General features: G+C 46.0%; 25 protein-coding genes and 2 other RNA genes. 22 read left to right on the top strand and 5 right to left on the bottom strand.

Annotated features, from left to right (window positions below):
* The first annotated feature begins 5 nt into the window (after positions 1 to 5).
* The 19 genes from HPC38_RS01005 to HPC38_RS00915 all read left to right on the top strand — a co-directional run bounded on the left by HPC38_RS01005 (position 6) and on the right by HPC38_RS00915 (position 14,766).
* Positions 6 to 287, top strand: coding sequence for a hypothetical protein (locus HPC38_RS01005; RefSeq protein ID WP_235977545.1), 282 nt, complete (start codon positions 6 to 8; stop codon positions 285 to 287).
* A 3-nt stretch (positions 288 to 290) separates the two neighbouring features.
* Positions 291 to 719 carry a gp436 family protein gene (locus tag HPC38_RS01000; protein WP_208119412.1) on the top strand — a complete coding sequence of 143 codons (429 nt, stop codon included), beginning with the start codon at positions 291 to 293 and terminating at the stop codon, positions 717 to 719.
* The gene (locus tag HPC38_RS00995) at positions 679 to 1,353 is read left to right on the top strand and encodes a phage protein Gp37 (protein ID WP_235977564.1); all 675 of its coding nucleotides are present in this window, start codon (positions 679 to 681) and stop codon (positions 1,351 to 1,353) included. Before HPC38_RS01000 ends, HPC38_RS00995 begins: the two co-directional genes overlap by 41 nt.
* A complete protein-coding gene (locus HPC38_RS00990) occupies positions 1,350 to 1,526 on the top strand; it encodes a DUF2635 domain-containing protein (protein ID WP_208119411.1) in 177 nt (58 codons plus the stop codon). The genes HPC38_RS00995 and HPC38_RS00990 overlap by 4 nt, the downstream gene beginning before the upstream one ends.
* Positions 1,519 to 2,937 carry a phage tail sheath subtilisin-like domain-containing protein gene (locus HPC38_RS00985; protein WP_208119410.1) on the top strand — a complete coding sequence of 473 codons (1,419 nt, stop codon included), beginning with the start codon at positions 1,519 to 1,521 and terminating at the stop codon, positions 2,935 to 2,937. The genes HPC38_RS00990 and HPC38_RS00985 overlap by 8 nt, the downstream gene beginning before the upstream one ends.
* Positions 2,938 to 2,947: 10 nt before the next feature.
* Positions 2,948 to 3,322: a phage tail protein gene (locus HPC38_RS00980; RefSeq protein ID WP_208119409.1), complete on the top strand. Its 375-nt coding sequence runs from the start codon at positions 2,948 to 2,950 to the stop codon at positions 3,320 to 3,322.
* Positions 3,322 to 3,699, top strand: coding sequence for a hypothetical protein (locus HPC38_RS00975; RefSeq protein ID WP_235977544.1), 378 nt, complete (start codon positions 3,322 to 3,324; stop codon positions 3,697 to 3,699). Before HPC38_RS00980 ends, HPC38_RS00975 begins: the two co-directional genes overlap by 1 nt.
* Before the next feature lie 243 nt (positions 3,700 to 3,942).
* The gene (locus HPC38_RS00970; RefSeq protein ID WP_235977542.1) at positions 3,943 to 6,099 is read left to right on the top strand and encodes a phage tail tape measure protein; all 2,157 of its coding nucleotides are present in this window, start codon (positions 3,943 to 3,945) and stop codon (positions 6,097 to 6,099) included.
* 2 nt (positions 6,100 to 6,101) lie between these two features.
* Complete coding sequence (locus tag HPC38_RS00965) at positions 6,102 to 7,433, top strand: DNA circularization protein (RefSeq protein WP_208119408.1); 1,332 nt, start codon at positions 6,102 to 6,104, stop codon at positions 7,431 to 7,433.
* The gene (locus HPC38_RS00960) at positions 7,423 to 8,550 is read left to right on the top strand and encodes a phage baseplate assembly protein (protein ID WP_208119470.1); all 1,128 of its coding nucleotides are present in this window, start codon (positions 7,423 to 7,425) and stop codon (positions 8,548 to 8,550) included. Before HPC38_RS00965 ends, HPC38_RS00960 begins: the two co-directional genes overlap by 11 nt.
* Complete coding sequence (locus tag HPC38_RS00955) at positions 8,550 to 9,197, top strand: phage baseplate assembly protein V (RefSeq protein ID WP_208119407.1); 648 nt, start codon at positions 8,550 to 8,552, stop codon at positions 9,195 to 9,197. Before HPC38_RS00960 ends, HPC38_RS00955 begins: the two co-directional genes overlap by 1 nt.
* Before the next feature lie 73 nt (positions 9,198 to 9,270).
* Positions 9,271 to 9,621, top strand: coding sequence for a phage GP46 family protein (locus HPC38_RS00950; RefSeq protein WP_208119406.1), 351 nt, complete (start codon positions 9,271 to 9,273; stop codon positions 9,619 to 9,621).
* A 25-nt stretch (positions 9,622 to 9,646) separates the two neighbouring features.
* Complete coding sequence (locus tag HPC38_RS00945) at positions 9,647 to 10,708, top strand: baseplate J/gp47 family protein (RefSeq protein ID WP_208119405.1); 1,062 nt, start codon at positions 9,647 to 9,649, stop codon at positions 10,706 to 10,708.
* Complete coding sequence (locus HPC38_RS00940) at positions 10,708 to 11,286, top strand: YmfQ family protein (protein WP_208119404.1); 579 nt, start codon at positions 10,708 to 10,710, stop codon at positions 11,284 to 11,286. The genes HPC38_RS00945 and HPC38_RS00940 overlap by 1 nt, the downstream gene beginning before the upstream one ends.
* A 9-nt stretch (positions 11,287 to 11,295) precedes the next feature.
* Positions 11,296 to 12,393, top strand: coding sequence for a phage tail protein (locus tag HPC38_RS00935; RefSeq protein ID WP_208119403.1), 1,098 nt, complete (start codon positions 11,296 to 11,298; stop codon positions 12,391 to 12,393).
* 12 nt (positions 12,394 to 12,405) lie between these two features.
* Entirely contained in the window at positions 12,406 to 13,113 is a 708-nt protein-coding gene (locus HPC38_RS00930) for a hypothetical protein (protein WP_208119402.1), read from the top strand.
* Complete coding sequence (locus HPC38_RS00925) at positions 13,110 to 13,598, top strand: enoyl-CoA hydratase (protein WP_208119401.1); 489 nt, start codon at positions 13,110 to 13,112, stop codon at positions 13,596 to 13,598. The genes HPC38_RS00930 and HPC38_RS00925 overlap by 4 nt, the downstream gene beginning before the upstream one ends.
* Positions 13,599 to 13,739: 141 nt before the next feature.
* Positions 13,740 to 13,874 carry a Com family DNA-binding transcriptional regulator gene (locus tag HPC38_RS00920; protein ID WP_208119400.1) on the top strand — a complete coding sequence of 45 codons (135 nt, stop codon included), beginning with the start codon at positions 13,740 to 13,742 and terminating at the stop codon, positions 13,872 to 13,874.
* A 49-nt stretch (positions 13,875 to 13,923) separates the two neighbouring features.
* On the top strand, positions 13,924 to 14,766 hold the full coding sequence (locus tag HPC38_RS00915; protein ID WP_208119399.1) for a DNA adenine methylase: 843 nt from the start codon (positions 13,924 to 13,926) through the stop codon (positions 14,764 to 14,766).
* A 29-nt stretch (positions 14,767 to 14,795) separates the two neighbouring features.
* On the opposite strand, the gene HPC38_RS00910 is transcribed toward HPC38_RS00915, so the two are convergent.
* From HPC38_RS00910 to HPC38_RS00900, 4 genes are all read right to left on the bottom strand, one after another.
* Positions 14,796 to 15,086, bottom strand: a complete 291-nt coding sequence (locus tag HPC38_RS00910) for a hypothetical protein (protein WP_208119398.1) — start codon at positions 15,084 to 15,086, stop codon at positions 14,796 to 14,798.
* 221 nt (positions 15,087 to 15,307) lie between these two features.
* A complete protein-coding gene (locus HPC38_RS10505; protein WP_268932811.1) occupies positions 15,308 to 15,442 on the bottom strand; it encodes a hypothetical protein in 135 nt (44 codons plus the stop codon).
* Between the two features lie 137 nt (positions 15,443 to 15,579).
* Positions 15,580 to 16,122 (bottom strand): KdsC family phosphatase, encoded by a 543-nt coding sequence (locus tag HPC38_RS00905; RefSeq protein WP_208119397.1) that lies wholly within the window; start codon positions 16,120 to 16,122, stop codon positions 15,580 to 15,582.
* A 9-nt stretch (positions 16,123 to 16,131) separates the two neighbouring features.
* Positions 16,132 to 17,064, bottom strand: a complete 933-nt coding sequence (locus HPC38_RS00900) for a KpsF/GutQ family sugar-phosphate isomerase (protein ID WP_208119396.1) — start codon at positions 17,062 to 17,064, stop codon at positions 16,132 to 16,134.
* Between the two features lie 142 nt (positions 17,065 to 17,206).
* Between HPC38_RS00900 and rnpB the strand changes: the two genes are divergently transcribed.
* An RNA gene (gene rnpB / locus HPC38_RS00895) (RNase P RNA component class A) lies at positions 17,207 to 17,584 on the top strand.
* A gap of 43 nt (positions 17,585 to 17,627) precedes the next feature.
* Here rnpB and tesB read toward each other — a convergent pair.
* Positions 17,628 to 18,494, bottom strand: a complete 867-nt coding sequence (gene tesB, locus HPC38_RS00890) for an acyl-CoA thioesterase II (RefSeq protein ID WP_208119395.1) — start codon at positions 18,492 to 18,494, stop codon at positions 17,628 to 17,630.
* Positions 18,495 to 18,654: 160 nt separating this feature from the next.
* On the opposite strand from tesB, the gene ffs reads away from it, so the two are divergent.
* Positions 18,655 to 18,747, top strand: an RNA gene (ffs, locus tag HPC38_RS00885) — signal recognition particle sRNA small type.
* 160 nt (positions 18,748 to 18,907) lie between these two features.
* On the top strand, positions 18,908 to 19,876 hold the full coding sequence (locus HPC38_RS00880) for an HlyD family secretion protein (protein WP_208119394.1): 969 nt from the start codon (positions 18,908 to 18,910) through the stop codon (positions 19,874 to 19,876).
* Positions 19,877 to 19,881: the final 5 nt, after the last annotated feature.

The raw sequence follows: 19,881 nt of genomic DNA, 5'->3' as shown, positions 1-19,881 counted from the left end.
TTTTTATGGCAAAAGTGAAAAAGCAACAAAGTACCGTATTAGAGTCCTCAGCCGTTGAGGTTGAAAGTGCGGTTGCAGAAGACCAAAGTGCGGTTAGTGAGGTGGAAGCTGTTGGTGTGTCGGTATTGTTGAAAGCCATTCACCCACAAGAAAGCTATGGCCGCGCGGGGTATCGCTTTAATAAGCAAAGTACGGTTGAAATTGCGCTTGACCAACTCAGTGCGCGTGATATTGAGGCCTTGACCCAAGACCCATGGTTGACGGTTGAGTTTATCACCAAGGAGTAAGTGATGTACGCCAGTGTGAGTGATTTTGTGATTCGGGTTGGTGAGGTGCAAAGCATTGAGTTAACCGACCGCGAGGGCAACGGTGAGGTCAATGAGTCCGTACTGCAAATCGCACTTGATGACAGTAGTAGCCAAATTGATGGTGCGCTGGCGGGGCGTTATCGCCTGCCACTTAAAACCATTCCGCGCAATCTCACTCGCATTTGTTGTGACTTAGCGCGTTATCGCCTGTGCAGTATGTCAGGGGTGACCATCACGGATGAAATTATCGCACGTTATAAATTAAGCCTTAAAGAGCTTGACGATATTGCCAGTGGCAAAGTCTCTCTCGGGCTTGAGGATGATGTTGATAATGCCAGTGATGCGCTCGCTAATGGCGTGCAGTTTGTCAATGGTAACTCAAGGGTATTTAGCCGTGATAAGCCGTATTGAAAATGCGCTGGTTGAGCGCTTGCAGCTTGGGTTGGGTAAGTTGGCTCGCCGTGTAGAAAGTTATGGTGGTGAGCTAGATGACCCTAAATTGAATCTACTGAACTTGCCTGCAGTGTTAGTGACTTATGGTGGCTCGCGCTTTGAGCGCATGGGTGTGTCAGCGCGTAGTTATCGCATTAAAGCCAGCGATAAATTTATCGTGATTGTATTGGTGCGCTCATTACGAAGTGAAAAAGCAGGTCGTCACGGTGGCGTGACTGAACGCGAGATTGGCGCAAATCAGTTAATCAGTGCAGTAAAGCGTTTGCTCATCAACCAAACACTGGGGCAATTGGTTGAGCCGATTGAAATTGCCGAGGTGCGAGCGTTATTCAATCAAGCGCCTGTGCAAAATTCAGCATTAACGGCTTATGCCATTGAATTTGATATTCGTTACTCACAATCAGACTTTTTGGACGATGGCAAATTCCCAGAGCCAACAGCGGATATTAATAGCCCTGATTATCTGTTCAACCGCTATCAAGGCAAACTCTCAGCACCTGACGCCGAGTTGAGGACACTTGAAGGCAAACTGTTTGACCCAACCAATGCAGCCCAAGTGCCGTTTGAGATTGAAACCAAGGAGAAAACATGAAAGTGAAAGCCGCCAAAGGGGTGAAAGTGCCCTTTGAGCACCGCCCACACCACTTTATTGAACAAAGTGCGGTGGACGTGGACGAAACGCCATATTACCTGCGTCGTATTGCAGATGGCGATTTAATTGAAGTGAAGTCTAATCGTAGAAACAGTGAGGTAGAAAATGGCTGACACCCATATCGAATTTGACCAAATCCCAGGGAGTATTCGCCGACCAGGTGTATTTACAGAATACAATGCCAAAGGTGCAGTAACCACATTGCCGACCAATGAACAAGAGGTGTTAATTGTTGCACCAATGTCGGTGGAAAGTACGGCGGACTTTACCGAACCTGAGCGTGTGTTTTCAGATGTTGATGCCAAAAATCGCTTTGGTGCAGGTTCATGGGCGCATTTGATGACGCGCATGGCGATTGCAAACAACCCGTTTATTCGCCTCTCGGTGATGGGGTTGAAAGATAACTCATCAGGTGTGGCAGCCACTGCCACCTTAACCCTTGCTGGCACGGCATCAAGTGCAGGTGTGATGAAAGTGGTGATTGCGGGCGTCGAGTATGCCATTGCGGTTGCGGCTAAAGAAGCAGACACTGCGGTAGCAGAACGATTAAAAGCGGTGATCAATGCCAGCGATATTTGCCCTGTGAGTGCGCAAGTTTCCAGTAAAACTGTGAACTTGACTGCAAAATGCAAAGGGGAAATTGGCAATGAAATCAGCTTGAGTGTCAGCAACAGCACGCCTGACATTACTCTTGAGGCCAGTGCCTTTAGCTCTGGCGCACAGAATGCGGATTTGGCGAAAGCGTTAGCGTCTGTGGCGGGTAAGCAATATCACATTATCATCTCCCCTTTTGCTGATGATAAAAATGCCAAAGCCTTGCGTGAGCACCTTGATACTGTCTCCAGCCCACTGGAGAAAAAGCCAGGTATTGGTGTGTTGGGATGGCGCGGAACAATGTCAACAGGCACAACTTACGCCGAAAAAATCAATGGTAACCGCGTGACTGTCGGCTGGTATAAAGGCTGCGTTGAGCCTAATGCTTTGATTGCAGCGGGATACGGCGCGGTGATTGCCAGTGAAGAAGACCCAGCGCGCCCACTCAATACGCTGGAAGTTAAAGGCTTGAGCGAAGTGGATGCCAGCCAAAATCCACTGCTCAGTGAAGTCAATCAAGCGTTATATCACGGACTGACCCCGCTTACTGTAGTCAATCACCGAGTGCAGATTGTGCGTGCGATTACGACTTACACCAAATCCGCAACGAATACCGATGACCCAAGCTATTTGGATTTGACCACCATTCGCACCCTTGATTATGTACGCAAAGCAGTTGAACAACGCTTAGAGTTGCGATTCCCACGTGCCAAACTCAGCTCACGCACGCCACCCAAAGTGCGGTCGGAGATTTTGGACGTGTTGTACAAGCTCTCTGCGTTGGAAATTGTCGAAAACGTCGATGATCATAAAGCAAAATTGCTGGTGGTGCGCAATTTGCAAGACCCGAACCGTCTTGATTGCGAGATTCCAACCGATGTTGTGAATGGCTTGCATGTGGTGGCAAACCGTATTAACTTGATTTTATAAGGAGTGACCTATGGCAGAGAAATATGCAGGCTCTGCCGTTCTTGAAGTGGACGGCAACGAGATTGAAATTACGGATTTAACTGTCACCAAAGCCACGGGGCGTAAATTGGTGAAAACCATGAACTCAGAGGGGCAAGCGCGTGGTTTTGCCAAAGGCATTGCCACGTGGGAAATTCAATTGACAGCGGCTATGCCAATTGATGGCACTGAAGTTGATTGGGGCGCGATTGAGGATGCCAAAATCACCATTTACCCATTGGGCCAGGACGACAAACGTACCAGCTATTTGGGCTGTTTCACCACACAGGTGGGCGAGAAATACACTGTGGACAATGAAGCGGTGATTGATATTTCCATGAACGCACTGAAAGAGGTGACTGAATAATGGACTTAGTAGAAAAAGGCACCCTGACCCATGGCGTGATGTATCAAGGCAAACCGCACTTTGCTTTTAGCTTGAGTCTGTTGACGTTACGTGGGCGCTGCAAGGCATTCGACGTGATGGAATCCATTGGCTTGTTGGGCATTGAAGATCGCCCATTAACGAGCGAAGAGAAAATGCTGGAAGATCTAAGTTATTTGGGTCAGCAACTGGAGATTGAAGGTATTCCGCAATCTGTGCTGACACCTGAGTTTTTGCTCGATAATTTGCTGGCTTATGACTACACCGTGGTGATTGACGCATTGACTGTCTTGCGAAAAAAGCGTTCGCACGATTCGGCAAGCCCAGCCCTGCCGAATCCAGTCGACGCCCCAGCCTAGGTGCAGTTTATGCCGATTACCGACGTGCGGTGATTTTGCTGAATAAAATGGGCTTTGGCGAGCAAGATGTGCAGAGAATGTCCACGTTGGAAATCTACGCATGGACACAAAGCTGGCTTGAAAGCCAAGGCATTAAAACACAGCGGCAACGGGGGAGTAGCACACACTACAGGTTACAGCGCAGAAAAAGGGGCTAAATGCCCTTTTTTCGTATTTTTAAAGGCGACTTAAACGAGGTTTAACATGGCAAGCAGATTTAAAATTGCATTAGAGGTGAGGGCAAAAGATTTTGTCAGCAAGGCAATGTCGTCTATTAAAGACAAAGTCAAAAAGTCCACCCAAGAAATTGAACAGCAATCGCAAAAAAGCGAGTTGAAAGCGCAACAAGGCGTGCAAAAAACCGCGCGAGTGACAGAACAAAGTTATCGTACAATCAGAGAAGCTATACGGACTCGTGAAATTCTAGGTGTTCGTAGTGAAAACAGCATTCAGCGTGAAATTGAACAAACTCGTAATGCCTACGAACGACTAAAAAATAGTGGCATGCTATCTAGTCAGGCACTGGCAAAAGAAGCTAGAGCCGCACAAAAACAAATATCCTCTCTGAATAGAGAACTTGATGGTTTTAAAACAACACGTTTTGCCAATATCGGTCGTGGCGTCATGAGTGTCGGTGCGGGGCTGGCAGTGGGTACTATGGCATTGCGTGATAAAAGCCAAAAAGCCATGAGTTATGAAAATCAATTGGCCATGGCCTCTAATACTGCTTTTTCCGAGCGTGATGCCAATGGGCGAGTTGCTGGCATGAATGAACTTGATCAGGCCATTCGAAATGCCGTTAGTATTGGTGGAGGCACTAAAGAAAATGCTTTGAGTGCATTAGATACTATGCTCGCATCTGGTGCTGTAGAAACCAAGACAGCCATGAATCTACTTCCAACACTACAAAAAGCTTCCGTTGCAACAGGTGCAAGCACTGATGATATTGCAAGAATTGCCATTTCAGCAATGCAGCAAATGGGCATTGATGAAAATCAGATTGGTGCTGTTCTTGATAAAGCTGTTGCTGCAGGTCAGGCAGGTAATTTTGAGCTATCTGATATGGCTCGTTGGCTTCCGCAACAAATGGCGGCAGCACAACAAGCAGGACTTAGTGGTATGAGCGGGTTTGAAGCCTTGCTAGTTGCTAATCAGCAAGCAAGGGTTACAGCGGGGACATCTGATGAGGCTGGTAATAATCTTGTTAATTTACTGGCTAAAATCACGTCTAAAGAAACTAATCAGCGTTTTTCAAAGTTGGATTATATTGACCCCAAAACGGGTAAAACAGTTGGCATCGATCTGATTGGTTCAATGCAGAACTACAAAAATAAAGGCATGAACTCACTCGATGCATTTTCTCAAATCATTGATGATGTGGTGAGTAATGACAAGCGGTATCAGCAACTAAAATCAAAGTTAGGTAAAGCCAAAAAAGAAGACCAGAAAAAACTATTAGAAGAGATGGCCACGCTTGTAGAGGGTACTGCTGTAGGGCAAGTCATTTCCGATAGGCAAGCTCTAATGGCCTTGCTTGGAATGAGAAATAATAAAAAACTGGGCAATGAAGTAAAAGATAGTGTGCATAATGCTGACGGTGCAGTTGAAACATCGCATCAAGTCATCAGCTCGACAGCTGAGTATAAGACTCAAGATCTCAAAAATACGGTTGAATTCTCTGAATTCGATAATATGAAGGCTTTTAACAAACAATTAGGAGACGTGACATCTACACTCTCAACCTACGGTAAACAATATCCTGAGTTAACGCAATTCCTTGTGGGGGCAAAAGATGCTGTTTACACCTTTGGGGCTGCATTAGCCACGATGTCAGTTATGAATTCTTTTGGTAAAGGCGCAGGCGGTATAGCTGGCACCGTGGGTGCAGGTGCGGCTGGTGCAGGTGCAGCAGCAAATGCGAGTAGTGTAGGATTTTTGCCGTTAGCAACATTTGCGGCAACTGCAGCAGCTCAGAGCTATGTTCAATCGGATTTGAATCAAGCTAAACGCACTATGCGTGATAATGCCATCCGTAATGCGAATCCTCAACGTGCAGCACTTATGGATTATGCTCAACAGCATAATGTTGATATTCCTCTCTCAATGCGCTTTTCAACCGCATTTGGGGATAAGAATGAGAATGCGCAGCTACTACGTGAGTTTATTGAAAAGCAAACGGGACAACCTGTCAATTTAAGTGCTGATATTCAGCAAGTCGGTCAAGTCGTAAGCCAATCACTTGAAAAAGCGCTACAGACACAAAAACAAGTTATTCATCTCACTAATAAAATCGAATTAGATGGGCGCGTGCTGTATGAGCATGTGGAGCAAAAAGCGGTGACAGAATTTAATCGGGGGTAATAATGGGTTGGACAATGCCAATACAGCAAGCGTCATACCGTGGCGTGCGCTTTGATGTACTGAGTGTCGATGATAGTTTTGATCGTGCTATCGTAGAGCACGGCTATCCTTTTGTGAATGGCGCAGATTTAGAGGATATGGGTATCAATTCACCCGTGGTCAAACTGCAAGCTATTTTTTATGGTGCAGGCTACTACACGCGCTTTAAAAAATTCCTTGAGGTGTTACAAAAATCAGGCGGTGATGTGCTCATGCACCCTGTGCGTGGCCGCATGCAGGATATGATTTGTTATTCTGCCAGCTTTCGCCATGAGGCCGATAATGTGGACTACGTTGCGCTAGATTTGAGTTTTAAGCAAGCTACGCCGATGAAACCGATTTTTTCATTTGCTGCTCATTATCTGTCCATATTGGACAATCTACTCAACCAGTTAGAAGATGCCATTGATACGACCATGCTCTTTTTTGGTGATATGATGTCAGTCGTGAGTGCCGTTTATGACGCCAAATCACGGCTTTTGGGCGCATGGGGCGCGTTAACGGGCTGTGCGCAACATATTATGTCATTGGTAGAGGGTGGCAATTCGCTGTTCCGTTTACCATCATCTGTCACCGCCAGTACGTTTGGCGCGCATTCCCAACATGTGATGACGCAAATCACGCAAGCCGTTGTGTCACATCTACAGGCGCAGGCTGCACTAGATGATATTGCTATTCTCTCTCGTTTTGATGAGGTTGAACGTATTGGCAAGCAAGTTTATGCCATACCGAATGCGGTAGCGCAAGGCAAAACGCCGCAAGGTTATCACTCGTTAGCGCGTCAAAAAGCCCTAACGTCTTTGCTCAGCGAACGAGATGTCCAACCTATTCGCGTAGTATTTCATGCGATTGGTGCGTTAGCCATCAACCAAGTGGCGGTTATGCTGCTAGAAAAACACAGTGAGGAGCTCACCCCAAGAGAAATTGAGCAAATGAATGCAAAAGTGAGAGCGCATTTAGCTATTGCACTTTCACGGGTGCGTGAATACGTGCATCAAGTTGAGCAAGTCGCGCTCGTCGATGCACCTAATACCGCACTTTATAGCCGTAGTCATCAATTACAAGAAAGCTTGCGCAATGCAGCGCATCGTACTCAACAATTAGCCATTGCGATGATCAACCAAAAACCGCCACTGACTGTACGCGAAAGCCCATTGAGCGGCACCCTTCATCAAGTGGCTCACTATTTTTATCATGATTATCGCCGTGCCGATGAGCTATTGCGGTTAAATCCCCATATTGATCACCCGAATTTTATTGCCCGAGGAGTGTTGATTAATGGCTATGCAAAATAATCCGCCGTTCTTTAATGAAATTGCGGTCGAAGTTGATGGTAAACGCCATACGCATTGGAAACGCTATGACATTGATAGTGATTTTTTAATCCCTGCCGACGCGTTTAGCTTTGAGATTGGCACGCCTTCACAGGATACGATTATTCCTGATTTTTCGGGTAAAACGGCGAAGGTACTCATTAATGGGCAAGTGGTGCTATCAGGCATTGTGGACACCACACGCCATACTATCAGCAAAGGTAACCGCACTTTTAACCTTAACGGGCGAGATAAAGCGTCCATTTTATTAGACTGTTCAGCACCAATCACCAATGTGAAAGGGATGACGGTGCTCGGGGCAGTTAAGCGCATTGTGCAGCCTCTTGGCATTGATAAAGTGCGGTTGCAAGCAGAGAACGACCCTGTGCTTGATAAAGTCGATATTGATGTGGGCGAAAATGCGTGGACGGCGATTATGCGCTGTGCCAACAGTGCAGGTCTACACTGTTGGTTTTCACCTGATGGCACGTTAATTGTTGGCGGTGCGGACTACGCGACGCCACCCGTGGCAACACTGTGCTGCACCAAGGATGGCAAGCGTAATAACTTTTCGGATGCGCAGCTGACGTTTGATATTTCACAACGTTACAGTGAGGTCACGTTTTTAGCGCAACGACATGGACGCACAGGAGATAAAAATAAAAATGATTTAAAGTGGGTTTATCGTGATCCTGATGTGCCGATGTATAAGCCGAAGACTGTGGTCATCGCCGATGCAGAAAACCTTGAAGCGCTAAAAAAGCACGCGAAAAAATATATTAGTGACAGCATATTATCTAGCTTTACGCTAACCATAACCGTGCCTGATCATAAAACAGAAGATGGGACATTATGGGAACCAGGTCAGCGCGTACATATTATCTGCGAGGAATATGATATTGATGCAATTTTCTTTTTAATGGGGCGTCGTTTTACCCTTTCACGCACCACGGGCACGCAAACTGAACTGCGTTTTAAACAAGATGGTGTTTGGACACCTGATGCGTACACAGCAAAAGCAGAAAAAGCACGTAAACGCAAAGGTAAAAAAGGTCGCAAAGGTAAAAAACATCGTGAGCTGATCGCACTGGGGGCATAATGCAAAAATTACTTCAACAAATGAAAAACCAATCACAACACTTGGGTGACACCATTCGTGCGGCCTTTCGTGGTACATTAAATCGCATAAAGCCCAATGATGATATTCAAAAAGCGCAAGTTTCTGCCCTTGCGGGTGAAACGTTGCAAGATGTGGAGTTTATGCAGCATTTTGGCTTTACCTCTCGCCCACCCGCAGGTTCACAAGCGGTGATTATTCCTATTGGTGGCAAAACCAGCCACAGCGTGGTCGTGGCCAGCGAAAATGGCACCTATCGTATCAAAACACTAGCCTCAGGCGAGGTAGCGATTTACGACGAAAGTGGCAGCTATATTATGCTCAAAAAAGGACGCATTATCGAAGTTGATTGCAATGAATTCAAAGTGACATGCCAAAAATATCGTGTGAGTGCGAGTCAATCGACGGATTTTACCACGCCAACATTGACAACCTCTGCGCAATTAACCGCACAAGGACAAATTAGTGGCAACGGTGGCTTGGCTATTCAAGGTGGTAGTGGTGCGACCTTTAGTGGCAATGTTACTCAAACGGGTGGCTCTATTTCCACTGATGGCGATGTTAAGGCGGGCACAGTCTCATTGGCTAACCATACCCACAAAAATAGTGGCAGCGGAAAACCGCAATAATCTTTCACAATAATGGCTTCGTGCTGAAGTCATTCATCTCTTAGCCTTGGGCTGATTTCTCTACACTGATGATATGGACAGAGAGATCAGCCCGCTTACTGGCGACTACACAAGTAGGCAAATAGATTCACTGCAAAATGCCGTGTATATCAGACTAACCACACCGCTCGGGAGCTGGTGGGCAGATGGGCGTGTAGGCTCTCTGCTCCATACTTTACAACGTGAAAAAGACCTTGCACGGATATGCCTTCTCGCAGAGCAATATGCGATGGAGGCTTTGCAGCCCTTACTCGATGATGGGCGTGCTAGCGAAATAACCATTTCGCATCAACAACCCCATAATGGGCAATTAATGCTGTTGATTAAGGTGACAGATAGTCGAGGCAAATCATTTGAATTTGAACACCCTGTTAAGGTGATTTAAACCCGATTTAAAGAGGATATAAAACGTGTATTTAGTCCCAACGTTAGACGATATTCGCACTCAAATATTAAGGGATTACCAATCTCTTGTGCCGACGATTGATGTTAATGTCGATTCTGATACTTATGCACGCGCGAGCGCATTAGCGAGTGTTGCAGAAGGGCTTTATTCACACCAAAAATGGTTAATTCGTCAATTTTTCCCAGACACAGCAGATAGTCAATTTTTGGAAAAACACGCAGGTTTGCGAGGCATTAAACGCCGCGCAGCGACTTATGCTGAAGGGCGTGGGGTTGTGATTACGGGCAATGAAAATGCGCAAATTCCTGTCGGGCTACAAATTAAAACCGATGATAACCGCTTTTATAGCACGACAGAGAGTGCGGTCATTTCATCTAGTTGCACAGTCACAGTGGCGGTGAAGTCCCTTGCGACAGGGTTGGCACAAAACATCACTCAAGCAACCACAGGTCATTTAATGGCGGCACCTGCTGGGGTGAGTTCTGACGTGAGCCTGAATAATATTATCGGCGCAACAGACAGCGAAAGTGATGCGTCGCTACTCAATCGTTTATTGGAACGTATTCGTCGCCCACCTGCAGGTGGTAATCAATACGATTATAAAAATTGGGCGCTTGAGGTTGATGGTGTGGAGGCAGCGTATATTTATCCACTCCGTCGTGGACTAGGCACAGTTGATATTGCCATTACAAGCAATAATGATTTGCCTAGTGATGATACTGTTCGTCGTTGTCAGGCCTATATTGATGAGGTCCGCCCTGTCACAGCCAAAGAGTCCAAAGTGGTAAAACCTGACGCCACTAAAGTGAACTTTACTATCCAAGTAAAACTGCAAAACATCACATTAAGTGAAATTAAGCGCGCTATTCAAGCGGCACTAACAGACTATTTTAATACCTTGACACCAGGCGATGATTTAATTGTTTCTCAATGTGAGGCCATTATTAGTGATTTGGTGGGTGTGGTTGATCGTAAGTTGATTACACCTTCAGAAAATAAAACAGCTGATGTCCGCTCTAAAATTGAGTGGTTTAGGTTAGGTACAGTGGATGTCACGGAGATGTAATGGACTATCAAACTACATTAAGCCAACTTTATCCACCCGTTGCCTATAGCATTCAGGGAGAATGCTTGCAATTGCAGTGCGCGGTTGATGGACGTGCTTTTGAGCGATTGCAGCAAGGGGCAACGATGTTGCTTAACACGACTGAACCTGCTAGTGCGGGCAAGATGCTGGCTGATTGGGAGCGGATGTGCGGTATCCAAACGGATATGAGTAAACCTTATGGAGAGCGCGTTAAACGTGTGGTCATCCAATTAAATGCACTGGGTGGCCTTTCTATTCCTTATTTCACGCGGTTAGCTGAAAGTATTGGTTATCACATTCAGATTAAAGAGTTCTCACCTTTGCAGCATGATTTACCCGCACCAGGTGACTTAGTTCAGTTTCGAGAGGAAGCCACTGAAAATTTAATTTTTATGTGGCGGGTGACAGTACTCAATGGTGACGACAATATTCGCTATTTTCGTGCTGGCGAATCGTTGGCAGGTGAACGTTTGGTTGAATTTGGTGACCCTATTGTTGAAGCTTTTTTTAAAGCATTAAAACCTGCGCACACATATTGTTATTTTGCTTATCAATAGTGAGGAATAATGAAAACACTTCTACCCAAAATTGATTCAGAGGATGGGCAATTTCATGATGGCGACCCATCACAAGGGACGTTAGGAACGCGTGTAACAGCCAAGTGGCTCAATGATAATCAAGAGCGATTATTAGATTTGTACCACGAATTGCATTATCTGCTTAGCCAAGCGGGTTTATCACCGATACCAAGTAACACGACACAAGTGTATCAGGCTATTGTCAATGTCATTAATGCCAATCGGCGCAATGGCAGTACCAGCCAAAAAGGTGAAATCCAATTAACCGATAGTATCAACATGGTGTCATCGGTATTTGGTGCAAGTGCATTGGCTGTGAAGACAGTAAATGATAACGCTAATAGAAAATTACCTCTTAATGGTGGTGGAACAGTTATAGGAGAGGTAAAAATCGAAAATAATGGTTGGGGGCGTTTATACGCACCTATCAAAGGTGGTGGTGAATGGCGGTGGGAAGTTAATCCTAATTCAGAGAATGATACTCGATTCAACTACGTTTATAAAACGAAAAGAGGTGAAAGTCGTCATATAGCTTTCCCAGCTATTACAGGTAATGAAAAGATTGCTTATCAGTCTTATGTTGACTCATCAATCAATAGAATGTTTCCAGTTGGACATTTGTTGTTAACTATTAACCCATCTAATCCATCAACTTATGGATATCCTGGACGATGGGAACTCATTGAAGATGACGTTACCTTATACAGTGCATCTTCTGGTCGAGCTAATAAAACGCCAACAGGCACCAACTCACCAAGTGTTCCATTACCACAACATAGTCACTCTGCAAGCATTGGTAGTACAAATCTTGGTACTAAATATACAAATACCACAGGCGCACACACTCATTCAGGTTGGCATTGGGCCGGTAATTCTGGACAAGGTGGACAACAAGGAACCTACGGAACATATAAAAATATGTGGAAGTTTCCTATTTATACAAATTCAAGTGGAAACCATAGTCATAGCGTAGATATCGGCTCTCATGGACACTCTGTTTCGATATCTAATGCTGGTTCGAACAATGCGGCACTAAATGTCAGAGGTCGCTACATTAAAGTGTATATGTGGCTAAGAATTTCTTAGAAGGAGAATGCTATGAAAGAAGATGTATTTGGTAAGAAATATTACGATAACTTGGGTCGAGAATATATTGTTTCTGATTTTGAATTTACATTACCCCCAAATTATACCTTTGAAACACCACCTATAGAGAAACGGGGATTTGTTATAAGACTGATTAATAATAACTGGCAATATGTTCCTGATTATACCGGCAAAATCGTTTACAACAAAAAAACAAAAGAACCATTCGAGGTTAAAGAGATTGGAGAACTTGATGAGCAATATACAGAAAAAGAACCTCCAACACAGTTTCATGAATGGGTTGATAATGAATGGGTTCTTAGTGTAGAGAAAGAAAAAGAACTAAATCAGCAGGTGCAACATGATTTAATCAATAGTATTGATGAAACAGCAGCTCAAATAACCATGCGCTGGACTCGGTTTACAGTGGAATATGAAGCCCGTGAACAAGCGGCAAAATCCTTTATTGGTAGTGGATATAAAGATGAACCTAACATCTACATCACCAGCTTTTCTGATGCAGCGAAGATGGACGTGAAAAAAGCAGCGCAGCTAATTATGAAGCAGGCAGAGGGATTGCGCCAGTTACAAGAGCAGTTAGCTGTTCAGCGTATGCGTAAATACGAACTTAAAGCCGATGGCTTAAGCGTTGAGCAAATGCAATCTATCCACGACGACATTATCAACAAGATGCAGAAACTGGCGGAGGCACAGCAATGACAAATCAAGTCTTTCTTGCCCTCTACAAAGGACACAAAACAGGTCACAGCCCAAAAGCTTTGGTAATGCGTTTTTCCGATTGGCTCACGCGCAAGTTGACTAAAGGCAAGTATTCGCATTGTGAAATCGCAGTCAAACACACCCAATGGCTGACAGGTCACCACTACGACTACGAGGACTATTTTATGTGTTATTCCTCCAGCATTCGTGATGGTGGTGTACGCAAAAAAGTGATTGATGTTGAAAATGAGAAATGGGATTTAGTGCCACTTACAGGAATCAGTGAAGCGAAAATTGAACTTTATTACCAACTCACCAAAGGCAAACACTACGACTGGTGGGGTGCAATTGGCGTAGTATTCGGTATGCGAGAAAACAGCAACAAATTCTTTTGCTCTGAATGGTGCGCCAATGCCATCAACGGCGGCAAAGACGGCTGGCGATTTAGCCCCAACCATTTGGCCGCGATTTTTAAACCGCGTTAAACGTCATTTTAAGGCTCATCTTTCCATGCAAAGCCTTGGTCGGGCGGAAAGATGAGCCACCCACTGCGAAATCACTGGGTGTTTAAATTGTATATTTATACAGTATAAAAATGCAATCAAAATTAACATCAAGGTGATTAAATGCAGAAGAAATCAACAGACCAAACCAAAGCACTTCGGTGTCCACGCTGTGGCAAATTACTGGCTAAAGCCCGCAACGTGGATAAACTCGAAATCAAATGCCATCGCTGCAAAGCGATTAATCAATTCAATTGAGAGTGTCAGAGCGCCCCGAGTGCCAGAACGCCATAATAGGAGCACTATTATGGATAACATCAAACACTATACCCAAGCCCCTCTGCCTTTTATTGGGCAAAAACGACAATTTTTAACCCCTTTTAAACAGCTTTTAAATCAGCACATTCCTGATGAGGGTGAAGGCTGGACGATTATTGATGCCTTTGGTGGCTCTGGGTTATTGAGCCACGTGGCGAAACGCATCAAGCCAAAAGCCCGCGTGATTTACAACGACTTCGATGGTTATGCCGAACGGTTGCAACATATCCCCGACATTAACCGATTGCGTCAACAGCTGACCGCACTTTTGCATGATGTACCTCGCCAAAAACGATTGTCTCACGAGATGCGCCACCGCGTGATTGAGACCATTGAGGCCTTTGACGGGTACAAAGACCCACATATTCTCTGCGCATGGCTGTTATTCAGTGGCCAACAAGTGCCCGACGTGCAGTCACTTTATCGCCATGGCTTTTACAACTGTGTGCGCTTGAGTGATTACCCCAATGCTGATGATTATCTCAATGGCATTGAGGTGCGACACGAGTCTTTCCATCAATTGCTACCGCAATTTCAAGCCGATAAAAAGGCCTTGTTTGTGCTTGACCCACCGTATCTCTGCACCCATCAGGCGGCCTATAAGCAGGCGAACTACTTTGACTTGATTGACTTTCTGCGCCTTATCCATCTCACTCGACCGCCCTATCTGTTTTTCTCATCAACCAAAAGTGAGTTTATCCGCTTTATTGGGTGGTTAGTTGAAAGCAAAAGCCATAACTGGCAAGCATTTGAGCAAGCGCAGCGTATTATCGTAAAAACGTCGACCAGTTATAGTGGGAAATATGAAGACAACCTAGTGTATCGGTTCTAAAAGAAAAGCCCCAATTGGGGCTTTAATCGTTAATAATCTTGCTGATTGGGTGATAATGGCTTAACGCCTGCGGCATATAACTCAGAAAAAAAGCAGTAATACCAAGGTGCATTGATATCTTCAGCGTTTTGTAGTGCAATAATACGGTGGTGGTAATGGGTGTGGATAAATAGTACATCAAGGTATTCGCTACGGTATAATTGCCCGTTAACATGATAAAGAAAATGACCTGGTTTAAAGCTGCGTCCCTCTCTATCTGCAACTAGCGCAACCTCTAACATCATCTCCCGCTCGGTTCGTAATTTAACTGGAAACATCATTCACCTCATTTCGTCGCTTCGTTGTTTTGTTGGACACAGCATTACTCTGTTGGAGGGTGAAGTGAAGTCTAAAGTGGGGTTAGAACAACTGACTGGCGAGTAGATCGGCTGGAGAGGTATGGAGGTCTAAAATATAGATTTAATTAACTTTTAAATACAGTTAAAATCACTTTTATTTGCATAAAAAATAGCGCCGAACCTATGCAAAAAATAGTGAAGTTTTATGCAAAGAATTTCGGCGTTTTACACACGCCGATTAAATTAGGAATAAAGCCGTTATTTTTCTCGACTAATTCTACGCGTGTGCGTGCGGCTTCAGGGGCGCTTTGCGCGGTGTGAACAGTTAATCTTGCCATAAAGTATCCTCTTTATTTGTTGTGTTTTCACTAGATTAACGATGAGGTGGCTCAGTGTAAAAGAATGAAGGGTTATAGCTTATGCGTTTTGGGCATAACCGCACTTTTGTGGGGAAAAGTGCGGTCAATCGTAGGGGTTATTGCGCCATTTTCTTGGCTGTTTTCAAAAAGCCTTGAGCGCTGGTGTAAATCTCGGCTTTGCCTTGCGCGTGTAAAATGGCATCGCTGAGTTCGCGCAGCGCGCCTTTGCCGCCAGCAGTTTTAAGCGTGATGTCAGCGGCATTTTGGATATAATCAGGCGCGTCAGCCACCGCCACCGCGACCCCACAGCAAGCAAAGGCGGGCAGGTCAACACTGTCATCGCCAATATACGCCGTTTCGGCTTTATTCACGCCCGCTTGTGTCATTAATTGCTGGCAGGCGGTACGCTTTTCGAGTTTGCCGAGTTGGAACAGCGTGATGCCAAGGTCGGCGATCCGTTTGCGCAAAATGGCGGAATCTCGCCCAGAAAGCACGGCCACTTGCACGCCGTTTTCGATCAGCATTCGAATGCCCAGCCCGTCGCGCACGTTAAAGCATTTCAGCGCCTCGCCGTTGGCGTCGTAATAGAGCGCGCCGTCGGTCAAAACGCCATCGACATCGGTGATTAATAATTTGATCGGTTTGAGTGTTGCGTTCATAATTTGCCCTTAGCTTGAAAATTCGACGAGGCCTACAACCTTGCCATGCTCGGTTACGATCAGGGAGTGAATTTTATGCTCACGCATAAAGTCTTCGGCTTGGCTTAAAAAGGCATCGGCGTCCACTGTTTTCGGGTTGCGCGACATAATATCCTGTGCGTTTAAGCGAATGCACTTCACCCCCTTAGCGGAAAAAGCACGGCGAATATCGCCATCGGTGATGATGCCTGCTAGCGTGTCATCTTCCATCACCACCGCAATCCCCATGCGCCCTTCATTCATAATAGTGACACATTCGCTAAATGGTGTCGTTGGTGTAACCACAGGCAATTTGGTTTGCATCGCGTTGCGCACGCGAGTGAGCAATCGCCTGCCTAAGCTGCCGCCAGGGTGAAAGCGGGCGAAATCTTGCGGCTGAAAGTTGCGCGCTTTAATCAGCGCTACGGCTAACGCATCGGCAAGGGCGAGGGTGACAATGGCAGAGGTGGTCGGCGCCAAATTATTCGGGCAAGCCTCACGTTCCACCGCAATGTTCAACACAAAATCGGCGTTTTTTGCCAGTGTGGAATGTGGGTTGCCTGTCATGGCAATGATTTTATTGCCGAAATTTTGTAAACTGGGAATGAGCTTGTTGACATCGTCGGTTTCGCCACTGTAAGAAATTAAAATCACAATATCAATCGGTTTAAGCATGCCCAAATCGCCATGAAAGGCTTCAGTTGGGTGCAAAAAAAAGCTCGGTGTGCCTGTTGAGGCAAAGGTCGCCACCATTTTTTGCCCAATCAGCCCTGATTTACCAATGCCTGAAACCACCAGCCGCCCTTGCCCTTTTAAGATCAACTCAACCACGTCATTAAAAGTGCGGTCAAGGCGCTCACGCAAGGTCGCCAAGCCGTGTTCTTCAATGCTGATCGTTTGGCGTGCGATATGTAAATAATCCATAGTTTTCTCCCACAACAATTATGGGATTATTCTAACGTAAGTTATCATCGGGATAAATCACTACATCACCATTTTGTGCGAAACCGCACTTTTTAGTGAATTTTATTAGCACAAGGCCGTGATTTGGCGTAGAATAGCGCGCTGAGTTAGTCAGACAATCGCTGGTTTATTGAAGCCCTTGCCCGTTGTGGAGGGGACAAATAGATGAGAGGAAAGTCCGGGCTACACAGGGCAGAGTGCCAGATAACGTCTGGGGGGCGTGAGCCTACGACAAGTGCAGCAGAGAGCAGACCGCCGATGGGCTTTTCGCCACAGGTAAGGGTGAAAGGGTGCGGTAAGAGCGCACCGTGCCGCTGGTAACAGTGTGCAGCAGGGTAAACTCCACTCGTAGCAAGACCAAATAGGAACGCAATGCGTGGCCCGCGCAGCGTTCGGGTAGGTTGCTTGAGCGTGTGTGCGAATGCACGCCTAGAGGAATGATTGTCCGCGACAGAACCCGGCTTATCGACTAACTCATGCTTTTTTAAAGTGCGGTTGAGCATGGCTTGACCGCACTTTTGCGTTTAGGCAGCACTAAAGCGCATTAAGCCTTCTTGTGCAGTGCTGGCAATCAGCCGACCTTGTTGGTCGAAAATCTGCCCACGCGCCAAGCCACGCGCGCCATAAGCGTTATTGCTTTCCACTGCATGCAGCAACCAGTTATTGAGATTAAACGGGCGATGAAACCAAATGGCATGGTCAATGGTTGCCACTTTCATGCCTGGTTCTAAGAAGCCTTTTTTATGCGGGTGAAGTGCGGTCAGCAAACAATGGAAGTCACTGAAATAGGCCAGCAAACATTGATTGATCGCCAAATCATCGGGCACGCGCCCATTAGCTTTAAACCACGCGTATTGCTCAGGCGGGAATTCAATGCCTTTGAACGGATTATTCAAATACTTGGTGCGCACATCAAATGGGCGCTCAGCGGTGAGCTTGTCACGAATGGCCTCAGGTAGATAAGGCGATATGGCGCGAACTGCGGCAAGCTCATCAGTCAGTTTTTCAGGTGGCTCAACGTGTGGCATTACTGATTGATGCTCAAAACCTTGCTCAGGAGCTTGGAAGGAGGCCGTGATGTGGCAAATCGGCTCATTGTGTTGTAATGCTTTTACGCGCAGTGCACTAAAGTTATGCCCATGGCGCAGCACTTCAACATCGTACAAAATCGGGTGTGCAGCGTCGCCTGTGCGTAAAAAATAGGCGTGAGTGGAGTGCAACACGCGATCTTTAGGTGCCACTTGCATGGCGGCGTAAAGGGCTTGGGCAATCACTTGCCCGCCAAACACTTGACGAAGCCCCATATCAACATTGTGACCACGGAAATAGTGATCATCGATCATTTCAAGCTGAAGTAAGGCGATCAGTTTGTCTAAAATTGTACTGTTCATAGGTGTCCTTCATTGGCCTTTTTGTAGGTTATAACAAAGTTGAGATCACAATACAATGAAAATGGCGGATAAATCAGCAAATGCCGCGCAAATACTTGCAATGACCGCACTTTTATAGCACAATGCTCGCACTTGATTTTTCAAGTCCTCTATGGGTTCTCCCTTGGTTCCTCGCAACAGGGTTTGGCTCACTGGGTCAGGTTCGGAAGAAAGCAGCCCAAGTTAAATTACTGTGTGCCGAGATCAAGCTGGGGGAGAATCCACCCCTTCTTGTGATAGTTTCACGTTGTTATGATCTCATTCCTCTTTTTTGCTTTATTTTTAATAAAATAGTGCTGTGAGCTTGATCTTTTCGACCGCACTTTATAGTATTTGTCACTATAGTTACTATCTTTTTGGCCTGGCAGGTAATCATGAAAAAAATATTGATCGTTGTGTTGTTACTGATAATTGCTGGCGGTGCATATTGGTATTTCACTCAAGATAAAAGCGCACAATATGAAGGTGTGAGCTATAGCAATGGGCGACTAGAATTTGCCCGCATGGACGTGGCAAGCCTTTATCCTGGCCGCGTTGAACGCTTGGCGGTGAGTGAAGGACAGCAAGTACAAAAAGGCGACGTGTTGGCAGAACTTTCCTCCAGCACCAGTTCCAGCCAATTGCAAGCGGCCAAAGCGCAACAAGCGCGCGCTGAGCAAGCCGTCAGCCGCGCGCAAGCGGAAGTGCAAGCTCACCGCCAGCAACTCAATGTGGCGCAAATGGAATTAGACAACGCGCAAAAAATGCGCCGTGATCGCTTAATCTCTCAATCAGAACTTGAAAAACGTATCGCGGCGCGTGATGCAGCGCAAGCGGCAGTGGAAGCAACGAAAGCCGCACAATCAGAGGCGAGTGCTGCGGTGGAAGCGGCCAAAGCGCAAGTTGATCAAGCCTCCAGCGTGAATGAAGACATGCAAGTGCGCGCCCCGCAAGCTGGCCGAGTTGAGTATACTATCGCTGAGGTGGGTAATGTTATCCCTGCTGGTGGTAAAGTGGTCAGCCTGCTTAATCTTGATGATGTCAGCATGAACCTTTTTTTTCAAGCCCCTGTGGTCAACAACATTGCGCTTAACAGTGAAGCACGCATCGTGCTTGATGGTCTTGACAGCGTGTTTCCTGCGAAAGTGGTGTATGTTGCTGCACAATCGCAATTTACCCCTAAATTTGTTGAAACCGCTGAAGAGCGTGAAAAACTGGTGTTTAAAGTCAAGCTAAAAATTGATAAAGAAACTGTGGATAAAATTGCGCCATATCTCAAAGGCGGTATGACGGGTAATGGCTATGTGCTGACTGCGCCAAATGCCAGCTTTCCGCCAGAATTAGCGGTGAAATTGCCGCACTAACCGCA

The sequence above is a fragment of the Spirabiliibacterium pneumoniae genome (assembly GCF_014884995.1).
Classification (GTDB): domain Bacteria; phylum Pseudomonadota; class Gammaproteobacteria; order Enterobacterales; family Pasteurellaceae; genus Spirabiliibacterium; species Spirabiliibacterium pneumoniae.
The sequence above is the reverse complement of the archived record's forward strand: the minus strand, read 5'-3'. Positions and strand labels throughout refer to the sequence as shown.

Bases quoted from the DNA above. Each gene is read 5' to 3' on its own strand.
- HPC38_RS00995 (WP_235977564.1), top strand. From the start codon at position 679: ATGGTAACTCAAGGGTATTTAGCCGTGATAAGCCGTATTGAAAATGCG.
- HPC38_RS00915 (WP_208119399.1), top strand. From the start codon at position 13,924: ATGGATAACATCAAACACTATACCCAAGCCCCTCTGCCTTTTATTGGG.
- HPC38_RS00920 (WP_208119400.1), top strand. From the start codon at position 13,740: ATGCAGAAGAAATCAACAGACCAAACCAAAGCACTTCGGTGTCCACGC.
- HPC38_RS00925 (WP_208119401.1), top strand. From the start codon at position 13,110: ATGACAAATCAAGTCTTTCTTGCCCTCTACAAAGGACACAAAACAGGT.
- HPC38_RS00940 (WP_208119404.1), top strand. From the start codon at position 10,708: ATGGACTATCAAACTACATTAAGCCAACTTTATCCACCCGTTGCCTAT.
- HPC38_RS00935 (WP_208119403.1), top strand. From the start codon at position 11,296: ATGAAAACACTTCTACCCAAAATTGATTCAGAGGATGGGCAATTTCAT.
- HPC38_RS00965 (WP_208119408.1), top strand. From the start codon at position 6,102: ATGGGTTGGACAATGCCAATACAGCAAGCGTCATACCGTGGCGTGCGC.
- HPC38_RS00910 (WP_208119398.1), bottom strand. From the start codon at position 15,086: ATGATGTTTCCAGTTAAATTACGAACCGAGCGGGAGATGATGTTAGAG.
- HPC38_RS00955 (WP_208119407.1), top strand. From the start codon at position 8,550: ATGCAAAAATTACTTCAACAAATGAAAAACCAATCACAACACTTGGGT.
- HPC38_RS01000 (WP_208119412.1), top strand. From the start codon at position 291: ATGTACGCCAGTGTGAGTGATTTTGTGATTCGGGTTGGTGAGGTGCAA.
- HPC38_RS00905 (WP_208119397.1), bottom strand. From the start codon at position 16,122: ATGAACGCAACACTCAAACCGATCAAATTATTAATCACCGATGTCGAT.
- HPC38_RS00950 (WP_208119406.1), top strand. From the start codon at position 9,271: ATGGACAGAGAGATCAGCCCGCTTACTGGCGACTACACAAGTAGGCAA.
- HPC38_RS01005 (WP_235977545.1), top strand. From the start codon at position 6: ATGGCAAAAGTGAAAAAGCAACAAAGTACCGTATTAGAGTCCTCAGCC.
- tesB (WP_208119395.1), bottom strand. From the start codon at position 18,494: ATGAACAGTACAATTTTAGACAAACTGATCGCCTTACTTCAGCTTGAA.
- HPC38_RS00900 (WP_208119396.1), bottom strand. From the start codon at position 17,064: ATGGATTATTTACATATCGCACGCCAAACGATCAGCATTGAAGAACAC.
- HPC38_RS00880 (WP_208119394.1), top strand. From the start codon at position 18,908: ATGAAAAAAATATTGATCGTTGTGTTGTTACTGATAATTGCTGGCGGT.
- HPC38_RS00975 (WP_235977544.1), top strand. From the start codon at position 3,322: ATGGACTTAGTAGAAAAAGGCACCCTGACCCATGGCGTGATGTATCAA.
- HPC38_RS00970 (WP_235977542.1), top strand. From the start codon at position 3,943: ATGGCAAGCAGATTTAAAATTGCATTAGAGGTGAGGGCAAAAGATTTT.
- HPC38_RS10505 (WP_268932811.1), bottom strand. From the start codon at position 15,442: ATGGCAAGATTAACTGTTCACACCGCGCAAAGCGCCCCTGAAGCCGCA.
- HPC38_RS00930 (WP_208119402.1), top strand. From the start codon at position 12,406: ATGAAAGAAGATGTATTTGGTAAGAAATATTACGATAACTTGGGTCGA.
- HPC38_RS00985 (WP_208119410.1), top strand. From the start codon at position 1,519: ATGGCTGACACCCATATCGAATTTGACCAAATCCCAGGGAGTATTCGC.
- HPC38_RS00990 (WP_208119411.1), top strand. From the start codon at position 1,350: ATGAAAGTGAAAGCCGCCAAAGGGGTGAAAGTGCCCTTTGAGCACCGC.
- HPC38_RS00980 (WP_208119409.1), top strand. From the start codon at position 2,948: ATGGCAGAGAAATATGCAGGCTCTGCCGTTCTTGAAGTGGACGGCAAC.
- HPC38_RS00960 (WP_208119470.1), top strand. From the start codon at position 7,423: ATGCAAAATAATCCGCCGTTCTTTAATGAAATTGCGGTCGAAGTTGAT.